We start from the raw sequence: 11,307 nt of genomic DNA on the forward strand, positions 1-11,307 counted from the left end.
CAAGGTTCGTAGGCCGTTCCTGCCCGTCTACCAGGCAGTCTTTGCCGAGACCGGGACTCCCACCCATCCGAACGTCCATAACTCACCGAGTTTCCTGACGGTTCACCTCGCCCAACCCTGGCATGGGGCTTGGAATGGAGCGTCTGCGCCCACAAGAACCTCCATCGAAGGGAGCAGGCCGTCATGAAGATTCTCCAGATCGGATTGGGCGGGTTCGGAAAAAATCACCTGCGGGCCTGGGCCCAGACAGGCCGGGTCCGCGACCTCTTCGTGGCGGATCTGAGCCAGGGTCGGCTCAAGGAGGCGCAGGACCTTTTCGGCATCCCTCCCGAGCGGCTCTCGAGCGACTATCGGCAGTTCCTCCCTCAGGCGGACATCGTGGACATCGTGACGCCCTCCGACAGCCATGCAGAGATTTGCGAGGAGGCGCTGGAGCTCGGCAAGGACGTGTTCGTCGAAAAGCCGATGACCATGACGGTCGCGGAGGCCGACCGGATCGCGGCAGCGGTCGAGCGGAGCCGCAGAATCCTTCAGGTGGGCTACTACTACCGATACCACCCGATCACCAAGTACGTCCGCGAGCAGGTCCGCCTGGGCCAGTTGGGGGCGCTTCGCTACCTCTCCGGACAGTTCATGGGGTTCAAGCGGGCACGGACCGACGTGGGGGTGACCCACACGGACGGCATCCATTTCATCGACCTGTTCAACGACCTGATCGGCGAGACGCCGAGGGAAGCGTACGCGGTGATCCGGGATCATTTCGGGCGGGGGCTGGAGGATTTCTCGATCGTCCTGCTCCGGTACCCCAGCGGCGTCGTCGTCAAGGTGGAGTCCGGCTATGTCCAGCCGGGCAATTGGGTGGACCGCGTGGTCCCCAACGCGATGACGACCAAGGACATCACGCTGGTGGGGGAAAAGCGAACGATCCGCGCCGACTTCGAGATCGACAAGGTCGAGGTCTTCGAGGTTCGTCACGAGCTGCAGAACGGGATCTGGACACCGGTGCACGGCCCATGCACGAGCCCGCGCCTCCGCTCGGTCACGCCGGTCGAGCTCGTGGCGCTGGAACTGGAGTCGTTCCTGGAATCCGTGGCCAAGCGGGAGATCCCCAGTCCGAACGTGACCGACAGCGGCACGGTCCTGGCTCGGATCATGGAAGCCGTGTACCGGTCCGCCGAGTCCGGGCGTCCGGCGACGGTGGAGCCGGTCGGCGAGGCGGTGGGCCTCGCAAAGACGTGACGGGTGAAGCGTGACGCGTGACAGGTGCAGCGCGGTCCTTTCTGACTTGTTCGTCACCCGTCACCTGTCACCCGTCACGAGGATCGTATGAAAGACATCAGCCAGAAGGACCTGGAAACCAACCTCCGCCTGGTCGCCAAGCAGGAGCCGGATCAGCGGACCCTGGTCCGCGTCGGATCGGTCGTGATCGGCGGGGAACAGGTCGCGGTGATGGCGGGGCCCTGCGCGGTGGAGAGCCGGGATCAGGTCGTCGAGATCGCCGCCCGGGTGAAGGCTTCCGGCGCCAGGCTGCTCCGGGGTGGCGCCTTCAAGCCCCTGACCTTTCCGTACCGGAACGAGCGGATGTTCGAGCTGCGGGAACGGGGGTTGGCCTATCTCAAAGAGGCGGGGGAGAAGACGGGCCTGCCGGTGGTCTCCGAGGTCATGGACGTACGGCTCGTCGGGCTGGTGGCCGACCACGTGGACATGATCCAGATCGGCGCCCGCAACATGCAGAACTTTCCGTTGCTGGAAGAGGTGGCCAAGACCGGGAAGCCGGTCCTGCTCAAGCGTCATTACGGGGCCAGCCTGCGGGACTGGCTGGGAGCGGCCGAGTACCTCCTCTACAACGCCAACCGGAACGTGGTCCTCTGCGAACGGGGGATCGCCGCGCCCCACACGCACCAGCCCACCTCCCGGTTCATCGTGGACCTGCAGGTGGTGCCGGCGGTGCGCGATTTCACCCACCTGCCCGTGGTGGTGGACCCCAGTCACGCGACCTTCAAGCGCGACTACGTGCCGCCGATCGCCCGGGCCGCCGTCGCGGCCGGCGCAGACGGCCTGCTGATCGATGTCCATCCGGTTCCGGAGCAGGCGGCGGTGGATCCCCTCCAGGCGCTCGACTACCGCTCGTTCGGCCGGCTCATGGAGCAGGTGTCGGCCATCGCCGGCGTGCTGGGCCGGACAATTTAGAAGGATGAACGCTGAATGCTGAACGATGAGCGATGGACGCTGGATGCTGCACGGCAAGAGCTGAGTAACGGCATGAACATGGTTGGGGGTTGGTGGTCGGTGATGAGAGCACCCCAAAGTCTTCACCAACCACAGACCACTAACCACTGATCGCCTCTACTAGGGAGGAGGAGATGTTAAAGACCCTGACCATCGAAGACTGTCTGTCCAACCGGCTCGACCCGCGCGCGCGCAGGGCCAAACGGTTGGCCGGGATTGTGGGGGAGAATCCCTCGAAATACGCGAAGAGCCCGTCCATCTGGAATCCGGTCCTGGAGGCGATGGGACTCGAGACCTACTACAGTCCCTTCGACGTCGAGGCCGGCCAGCTCGTGGCCTTCGTCGAAGCGGCCCGGCACGAGGAACGGCTGAAGGGATTCAGCGTGACCGTGCCTTACAAGGTCGCGATCATCCCGCTCCTGGATGAGCTGGACCCCAAGGCGCGGGCCATCGGGGCGGTGAACGTCGTGACCCGGACCGACGAGGGCAAGCTGATCGGAGCCAACACGGACGGATCCGGCGCCATCGCCAGCCTGACCACGCCGCTCCCGGGGTCCAGCGCTCCCTTCCTGGCGGACTTGACCGGAAAGGACGTTCTGCTGATCGGGGCCGGCGGGGCCGGCAAGGCGGTCGCCTGGTACCTGGCCGATGCGATCGGGAAGGGCCGGCTTTACCTGGCCACCAGGGACCGGAAGTCGGGCAGCACCCTCTGCGAGGCCCTGTCCACGGTGAACCCCTCAACGGCCTGGATCGAGGAAATGGCGATCCCGGCCGTGGCGCCGACCGTCCAACTCATCATCAACGCGACGACCAAGGGCCAGTCGGGGATTCGCGCCCTGCCGGACGGGAGGGTGAGCTGCCTGGAACCCTACTCGGCGTTGGCGCCGGCCTGCCCCGCGCCCTTGCCCGCCACGCTGGCTGCCGACCAGGCGCGGTTCTACGAGACCTGGTTCCGGTCCTCGCTGGCCGACCTGACGGTCAATCTGGACCGGTCCGCCCGGCTGCTGGTGACGATCCCCCAGGCCGTGGCGTTCATGGACATCATCTACTCGCCGCTGGAATCGGCCATGCTGAGGCAGGCGCGACTGTCCGGCCACAGGACCTTGAACGGCAAGGGCATGAACGTCTGCCAAGCGGCGGACGCCCTGTTCCACTGGGTCTTCCGTCGGGAGTTCGAGGAACAAGGCCTCGACCAACCGGCCGTCTACCGCGGCATCGTCGAACGCATGGGCTCGGTCTGGTGACGTCACGGTGATGGGCACGGTCAAGCGCAACGGCAACGGGCAGGGGAGCTGGCGGCGCTCCTACGTGCTGGCCCGGACCGGCGAGCACCACCTCGGTCAATTGGAAACGGCCAAGCGTCTGGTGGATGCGGCGGTGCAGGCCGGCTGCGACGGGGTTCGGTTCGACAAGCGCTCGGTCGAGCAGGGCTACGTCAAGTCTGTGCTGGATCGTCCGCTGCTCAAGTATCCGGCATTCGGCCGGACCGTCAGGGAAGTCATCAACGGCTTCGACCTGTCCCCCATCGCGCTGCGCGAGCTCAAGGACTACTGCGCGGATCGGATCGAGTTCGTCCTCGCCCCTTTCGACGTTCCCTCGATCCGGATGGCGGACGAAATCGACGCGGACGCGGTCATGATCGACGCGGTGGCGGCCAGCAACTGGCCGCTGGTGCGGGAGGTTGCCCGTCGTCAGAAACGGATCTTCCTCGCCACGGGGCTGCTGACCGAGGGGGAGATCGAGGATCTGGTGGAGCTCTTCAGCGGACACAACCTGACGCTCCTTCACAGCATCTTCCTCCGTCCCTTCGAAGTCAATCTGGCCTATCTCAGCGTGCTCGCCTGGCTGAAACAGTTCGGCCGGCGGGTGGGCTACACGGACAACGAGCCGGGCGTCACGATGGTGATGGCGGCGCTCGGCCTGGGCGCCACCGTCGTCGAAAAGGCCCTGGCCCTGGACCGGGACCTCGACCTGCCCCACGGGAGCGGCCTCAGCCCCGCCGAAATGGGCAGGCTCATCAGGGCGATCCGCGAGACCGACAAGGAGCCGATCTCGATCATCCGCAAGAAGCTCCTGGCCGCCCAGAGCGATCTCTTCGACGACGAGCAGGCGTCGCTCGTGGCGGCGCGGGCCATCCCGGCGGGCACGGTGCTGACCGAGGACCTGCTCGCGCTCAAGGCGCCGTATCGGGGGCTGAGCCCCAGGCTCGCCCCGGAGGTGATCGGAAAACGGATCCTCTACGCCCTGGAGCAGGACGACTTCATCACCTTCGGCATGCTGGAACCGTGAAGCGTAAGACGTGAAACGTGAGACGTGAGAGGAAAGGTTAAGGAGACGGCACATGATGCCCGGTTGTGCGCGCGGTCTTACGTCTTGCGTTTCACGTTTCACGTCTTACGTCTCACGTCTCACGAGTGGGAAATGATTTCCGTCATCGTCCGGACCAAGAACGAGCAGAAGTGGATCGGGCGCTGCCTGGCCGCCGTGTCCCGGCAGGCCGGACCGGACTTCGAAGTCATCGTCGTGGACAACTGCTCCACCGACGCGACGCTGGATCTCATCAAGCGGTTCGACGTGAAGCTGGTGACCATTTCAGACGAAGAGTTCACCTTCGGCCGGTCGCTCAACGTCGGCATCCGGGCGGCCCGCGGGGAGTTCATCGCGATGATCTCCGGCCATTGCGTCCCCGCCACGGACCTGTGGCTGTACCGGCTCTGGCGCAACTTCCAACTCGACCCGGCCGTGGTCGGGGTCTACGGGAAACAGGAGCCGCTTCCGGACACCAACAGCCTGGACAAGCGCGACCTGCTGACCGTCTTCGGCCTGGAGCGGCGGGTGCAGGAGAAAGATTATTTCTTTCACAACGCCAACTCGATGGTCCGCCGCTCCACCTGGGAGCAGATTCCCTTCGACGAGGAGATCGCGGGGGTCGAAGACCGGGATTGGGCCAGACGGGTGCTGGACCAGGGCCACAAGATCGTCTACGAGCCCTACGCGGCGGTCTACCACCATCACGGGATCAACCACTCGGGCGACAGCAAGAGAGCCGATCGCGTGGTGCGCGTGATCGAGCTCATCCACAACGGACGGGGCGACCTGGCCACCACCGGGGCGAAGGCGGCCAGGGTCGCCGTGACGGGTGACACGTGACGGGTGACTCGGTAAGGAGCGAAAACCATGGGAATCCCTGAGCGACCGATCACTCCATCACCCGTCGCGCCGCGCGTGGTGGCCATCATTCCGGCCAGGGGAGGGTCCAAGGGGCTGCCGGGGAAGAACGTCCGGATGCTCGGAGGGAAGCCCCTGCTGGCCTACACGATCGAAGCGGCGACGGCCTGCCCCCTGATCGATCGCGTCCTCGTCACGACGGACGATCCGGTCATCGCCTCGGTCGCCAATCAATATGGGGCCGAAACCCCGTTCCTCCGCCCGCCGGAGCTGGCCAGGGACGACACGCCAACCGAGCCGGTCCTGGCCCACGCCGTCGAGTGGCTGGAGCGGGAGGAGGGCTATCGGACCGACATCGTGGTCTTCTTCCAACCCACCGACATTTTTCGGAAGCGTTGGATGGTGGAGCAGGTCGTGAGCCGGCTGCTGGCGGACGAGAACCTCGACTCGGTCTTCATGGCCTACAAGACCCACAAGAATTTCTGGCGCAGGCAGAACGGGGCCTACGTCCGCCTGGCGCCGGACATCAGCTACGGGCCCAGACAGAAACGCGAGCCCCTGTTCCGGGAGGACACGGGCCTGGCCTGCGCGACCAGGGCGCGCTTCATCAAGGCCGGACGGCGGCTGGGCGACCGGGTGGACCTGGTCGTGACCGACGACGTCTGCAGCGGCGTGGACATCCACGACGAGTTCGACTTCTGGATGGCCGAGCGGATCGTGGACGAGCACAAACGGACGGTCAACGACTGAATGAGCTTATGGCTCATGGCGTATAGTCAGAAAAGCACAAGGGCTTATGGCCGGATTCATTCCTGCCATAAGCTATAAGCCATATGCTCTTGGAGCCCTTTAAATGAACACCATCGCCATCATCCCGATCAGGGGGAACGATCCCCAGGCCCAGCCGGGCTTCACGCTCGGCGGCCGGCCGCTCCTGGCCTACACGGTGGAGGCGGCCCGCGCCTCGCGCCTCATCGAGCGGGTCGTCGTCACGACCGACTCGCCGGAGATCGCTGGTCTGGCCAGGGACTGCGGGGCCGACGCGCCGTTCCTCAGACCGGCGGAGCTGAGCCGTCCCGAAGTCCCGTTGGGGTCGGTCCTGAAGCACTGCGTGGACTGGCTGGAGCGGGAGGAGGCCTGCCGGACCGACATCGTCACGCTCCTGGAAATCACCCATCCGATCAGGGAGGAGGGGCTCATCGACCAGGTCATCCAGGTCCTGCTGGACCAGCACCTGGACTCCGTCTTCGTGGCGGTCGAAGAGCGGCAGTCCTTCTGGCGGATGGACCGTTACGGGGCCCTGATCCGGGTGGGGGACGAGGAAGACCAACCCAGACAGACGAGGGAACCGCTCTACCGGGAGATGGGCGGGATCGTGACCGCCACCCGGGCCGAATGGATCAAGGAAGGCAAGCGTCTCGGCAAGCGCGTGGGCCTGATTCCGCTCCGCTCCTTGAGCGCCAAGGTGGACACCCACGACGAGGTCGGGCTCTTTCTGGCCCGGCACCTGGCCTTGACGATCACGGTGGGTTGATGGACCTGGCCGGCACAAAGCTGCTCGTCATCGGGGGAGCGGGATTCATCGGCTCCCACGTGGTAGACGCGCTCGTCAAGACCGACGCGGCCGAAATCGTCGTGTACGACAACTTCACGAGGGGCAGCCGGGACAACCTGCAAGAGGCCCTGCGCGATCCCCGCGTCCGGGTCTACGAGGCGGGGGGCGACATCCTGCACACCGATGTCCTCGATCGAGCCATGAAAGGCGTGGACGGGGTCTTCCACCTGGCCGCGCTCTGGCTTCTCCACTGCCACGACTATCCGCGGGTCGCGTTCGACGTGAACGTCCGCGGGACCTTCAACGTCCTGGAGGCCTGCGTCGCCAACGGCGTGAAGCGGCTGGTGTACTCCTCCTCCGCCTCCGTCTACGGCGACGCCGCGACGGTCCCCATGACCGAAGACCATCCGTACAACAACCGCACGTTCTACGGCGCGACAAAGATCGCAGGCGAGCACATGTGCCGGGCCTTCCACGCCCGCTACGGGCTCGATTATGCGGCGCTCCGGTACATGAACGTCTACGGCCCGCGCCAGGATCACCGCGGCGCCTACGTCGCCGTCATCATGCGGCATCTGGAGCGGATTGCCCAGGGGTTGCCGCCGATCCTCAGCGGAGATGGCAGCCAGGAATACGACTTCATCCACGTGGGAGACGTGGCCCGCGCCAACCTGCTGGCCATCCAGGCCGACGTGTCCGACCGCTGGTACAACGTCGGGACCGGGAGCGGCACGACGCTGCGAACCCTGACCGGGCTCGTCCTGGAACTCGCCGGCAGCACCTTGCCCGTCCGGTACGAATCGGGAGGTCAGACCTTCGTCACGAAACGGGTCGGCGATCCGTCCAGGGCCGCCAGGGACCTCGGGTTCCGCGCGGCCGTGGACCTGCGGAGCGGGTTGCAAGACGTGATCGGATGGTGGCGGGCGCAACGGCCGGTCGCCGTCGGATAGGGGAGCCGTGAACCGGATTCCGATTGCCAGGCCCGTGTTCGACGAGCAGGATCGCGCCGCCGTCCTCAAGCCCTTGGAGAGCGGCTGGGTCGTGCAGGGCCCGTACGTCAAGCAGTTCGAGGACCGTTTCTCCGCCTTCACCGGCGCGCCGTTCTCGGTTGCGACGAGTTCCTGCACCGCGGCTCTCCACATCGCCGTGGCGGCGCTGGGACTCAAGCCCGGCGACGAGGTGATCGTGCCCGCCTTCACCTGGGTCTCCACCGCCAATGTCGTCGAATACCTCGGGGCTGCCCCCGTCTTCTGCGACGTGGATCTCGCGACGTTCAACATCGATCCGGACCACATCGCCGCGCTGATCACCCCGCGCACGGTCGGCATCATCCCCGTCCATCTGTTCGGCCTCTGCGCGGACATGGCCCCCATCCTGAAGCTTGCCCGGGCGCACGGGCTCTGGGTGGTGGAGGACGCCGCCTGCGGGCTCGGGGCCAGGTACCACGGCCGCCACGCGGGGACGATGGGTGACGCCGGATGTTTCAGCTTCCATCCTCGCAAGGCCATTACCACGGGGGAAGGCGGCATGATCACCACGAATCGGGAAGAGCTCGACGGGCTCGCCCGTTCCTTGCGCGATCACGGCGCGTCCCGATCCGATCGCGCGCGTCACGAGGGACAGGACGCATTTCTCCTGGCCGAGTACGACCGACTGGGCTTCAACTACCGCCTGACCGACCTGCAGGGCGCGCTGGGCTGCGCCCAGATGGACCGGCTCGAGCGGATCCTGACGGAACGGGCGAGTCTGGCGCGGCGGTATGACGAGATTCTGCAAGATGCGGACTGGCTGGAGGCGCCGAAGGCGCCGGACGGGCACGAACACGGATACCAGGCCTACGTCTGCCTCTTTCGCCCGGAGACGCCCACGCTGCGCAACGCGGACAGGCTTCACCGCTGGCGAAACGACGTCATGCGAAAGCTTGAAGCGGCGGGGATCGCCACCCGCCAGGGTACGCACGCCCCCGTTCGGCTCGGCTATTACGCCCGCAAGTACGGGTTGAAGCCGGAGCAGTTCCCTCGCGCGTACCTCGCCGATCGGTTGAGCCTGGCGTTGCCGTTGTTCCCGCGGATGACCGAAGCCGAACAGGTGACGGTCGCCGCTGAACTGCGGCGCGCCTTTTCCACAACAATCGTTGGCAGGCTTTGAGACCGCGCACGGCATCGGACGCCTAAGGAAGACATGATCGCACCGGCCGACGAGTCGACCAACCTGAATTTGTGGAGCCCAAAATGTATTACTTTCTGTCGCGCGTCGTGCATCCGCTCCTCGTGCGTCCCGAGGCGCCGCGATTCGACGCCGCCATCAATTCGATCGCTCGGCGGATTTGTTCGGAGATCCCCGACTACGAAGAACTCGGGCACGTAGCCCTGTGGGTGCTCCGGAAGTAAGGCAGGAGGGGAACACGCTCGATGTGCGGGATCGTGGGAATCGTGAACGTGAACGGTGAGCCGGTCTCCGAGAGACAACTGGGGAGCATGACGAACCGTCTCGCCCACCGCGGACCCGACGACCGCGGCCTGTACACCGAAGGGCCTGTCGGGCTTGGGCACCGCCGACTGGCGGTCATCGATTTATCCCCGACAGCCCATCAACCCATGCTCTCGACCTGCGGCCGGTTCGTCGTGGCATACAACGGCGAGATCTACAACTTCCGGGATCTGCGGGAGGAGCTGGAGCGCAAAGGGTACTGGTTCCGATCGCAGTCCGACACCGAAGTCCTGCTGAACGCCTACGTGGAATGGAGGGAGGACTGCCTGAGCCGGCTCAACGGCATGTTCGCGTTCGCCATCTGGGACCGCCAGCGCAGGCGGTTGATTCTGGCCCGCGACCGGTATGGGGTCAAACCCCTGTACTGGTACGAAAAGGGGGGCCTGTTCCTGGCTGCCTCGGAGATCAAGGCGATCCTCGAACACCCCCGCGTGACCCGCGACGTCAACGGCCCGGCGCTCAACGAATATTTCACGTTCCAGAACATCTTCAGCGACGCGACGCTGTTCGAGGGGATCCGGCTTCTGCCACCCGGCTGCATCCTGACACTAGACCTTCAGGGGCGCGGCGGCGCAGCCCAGAGACGGTACTGGGACTACGAGTTCACCGGAGCGCTCTCGCATCTGTCGGACGAGGAGGCCTCGGACCGCCTGTGCGACCTCTTCAGCCGGGCCGTGACGCGGCAACTGGTCAGCGACGTCACGGTCGGCAGTTACCTGAGCGGCGGAATCGACTCCAGCTCGATCACCGCCGTGGCCGCCAAGCGCTTGCCGCGCCTGACCACCTTCACGGGCGGCTTCGATCTGACCTCGGCATCGGGTCTGGAACTGGGATTCGACGAGCGCCCCGTCGCCGAGGTCCTGGCCAACCAATTCAAGACCGAGCATTACGAGGTGGTGTTGCACGCCGGGGACATGGAAGCGGTGATGCCGGCGCTCATCTGGCACATGGAGGATCTTCGGGTCGGCCAGTCCTATCCGAACTACTATGTAGCCCGCCTCGCCAGCAAATTCCTCAAGGTCGTTCTTTCCGGGACCGGGGGGGACGAGCTCTTCGGCGGATACCCCTGGCGCTACTACCGGGGCCTGCCGAGCCGCAGCCGGGAGGATTACTTCCGGCGCTATTACGAGTTCTGGCAGCGCCTCGTCAGAGACGAGGAGAAGGAGAGACTCTTCACCCCGGGAGTGCGCCGCCAGATCGGCGATCACTCCACCTACGAGACGTTCCGCGGCGTGTTCGCCTCCTGGTCCGGCGCGTTCGCCGAGCCGGATGACTATTTCCACGCCTCCCTCTATTTCGAACTCAAGACCTTCCTGCACGGGCTCTTGGTGGTCGAGGATAAGCTCAGCATGGCTCATTCCTTGGAAACACGCCTGCCTTTCCTGGACAACGACCTCGTGGACTTCGCACTGGCTCTGCCGGCCCGCTACAAGCTGGGCGGTGCGTCTCCGGCGGTTCGAGTCGACGAAAACCGGCCTGCCAAGCGTCGGCTCTACGATCTCGAAACCAGCAACGGCAAGCCTCTGTTACGCCGGACCATGCGCCGCCTGATTCCCGAGGACGTGACCCGACGCGCCAAACAAGGATTCAGCGCCCCGGACGCCAGTTGGTTCCGCGGGGAGAGCATAGATTACATCAACCGGTTGCTGCGGAACCCGCACGCGTTGATCTACGAATTCCTCACCCCCGCCTTGGTCGCGAGGGTGTTGGAAGACCATTGCTCGGGCCGAGTGAACCGGCGGCTGATGATCTGGTCGCTTCTGAGCTTCGAGTGGTGGTGCCGGACGTTCCTGATGCCCAACGGGCGGCCTGACTCCGCTTCCGAGAAGGCCGCCGACACCGTCGTGGTTGGAGGATAACGCACC

At 65.5% G+C, this 11,307-nt stretch carries 11 protein-coding genes; all 11 read left to right on the plus strand.

The annotated features are described in order from the left end of the window. The first annotated feature begins 129 nt into the window (after positions 1 to 129). Positions 130 to 1,239: a Gfo/Idh/MocA family oxidoreductase gene (locus AB1411_02155; protein MEW6542393.1), complete on the plus strand. Its 1,110-nt coding sequence runs from the start codon at positions 130 to 132 to the stop codon at positions 1,237 to 1,239. Between the two features lie 87 nt (positions 1,240 to 1,326). Next, positions 1,327 to 2,190 (plus strand): 3-deoxy-7-phosphoheptulonate synthase, encoded by an 864-nt coding sequence (gene aroF, locus AB1411_02160; GenBank protein ID MEW6542394.1) that lies wholly within the window; start codon positions 1,327 to 1,329, stop codon positions 2,188 to 2,190. 173 nt (positions 2,191 to 2,363) lie between these two features. Next, positions 2,364 to 3,473, plus strand: coding sequence for a hypothetical protein (locus AB1411_02165; GenBank protein ID MEW6542395.1), 1,110 nt, complete (start codon positions 2,364 to 2,366; stop codon positions 3,471 to 3,473). Positions 3,474 to 3,483: 10 nt separating this feature from the next. Beyond that, the gene (locus AB1411_02170; protein MEW6542396.1) at positions 3,484 to 4,518 is read left to right on the plus strand and encodes an N-acetylneuraminate synthase family protein; all 1,035 of its coding nucleotides are present in this window, start codon (positions 3,484 to 3,486) and stop codon (positions 4,516 to 4,518) included. A 132-nt stretch (positions 4,519 to 4,650) separates the two neighbouring features. Further along, complete coding sequence (locus AB1411_02175) at positions 4,651 to 5,379, plus strand: glycosyltransferase family A protein (protein ID MEW6542397.1); 729 nt, start codon at positions 4,651 to 4,653, stop codon at positions 5,377 to 5,379. Between the two features lie 27 nt (positions 5,380 to 5,406). Beyond that, complete coding sequence (locus AB1411_02180) at positions 5,407 to 6,147, plus strand: acylneuraminate cytidylyltransferase family protein (GenBank protein MEW6542398.1); 741 nt, start codon at positions 5,407 to 5,409, stop codon at positions 6,145 to 6,147. Positions 6,148 to 6,250: 103 nt separating this feature from the next. Then, a complete protein-coding gene (locus AB1411_02185) occupies positions 6,251 to 6,931 on the plus strand; it encodes an acylneuraminate cytidylyltransferase family protein (protein MEW6542399.1) in 681 nt (226 codons plus the stop codon). Then, positions 6,931 to 7,902 carry an NAD-dependent epimerase/dehydratase family protein gene (locus AB1411_02190; GenBank protein ID MEW6542400.1) on the plus strand — a complete coding sequence of 324 codons (972 nt, stop codon included), beginning with the start codon at positions 6,931 to 6,933 and terminating at the stop codon, positions 7,900 to 7,902. Before AB1411_02185 ends, AB1411_02190 begins: the two co-directional genes overlap by 1 nt. A gap of 7 nt (positions 7,903 to 7,909) precedes the next feature. Then, positions 7,910 to 9,100, plus strand: a complete 1,191-nt coding sequence (locus AB1411_02195; protein ID MEW6542401.1) for a DegT/DnrJ/EryC1/StrS family aminotransferase — start codon at positions 7,910 to 7,912, stop codon at positions 9,098 to 9,100. An 83-nt stretch (positions 9,101 to 9,183) separates the two neighbouring features. Beyond that, positions 9,184 to 9,342: a hypothetical protein gene (locus tag AB1411_02200; protein MEW6542402.1), complete on the plus strand. Its 159-nt coding sequence runs from the start codon at positions 9,184 to 9,186 to the stop codon at positions 9,340 to 9,342. Between the two features lie 21 nt (positions 9,343 to 9,363). After that, positions 9,364 to 11,301 carry an asparagine synthase (glutamine-hydrolyzing) gene (gene asnB, locus AB1411_02205; protein ID MEW6542403.1) on the plus strand — a complete coding sequence of 646 codons (1,938 nt, stop codon included), beginning with the start codon at positions 9,364 to 9,366 and terminating at the stop codon, positions 11,299 to 11,301. Positions 11,302 to 11,307: the final 6 nt, after the last annotated feature.

The organism is Nitrospirota bacterium (genome assembly GCA_040757595.1).
In the GTDB taxonomy this organism is placed as follows: domain Bacteria; phylum Nitrospirota; class Nitrospiria; order Nitrospirales; family Nitrospiraceae; genus JBFLWP01.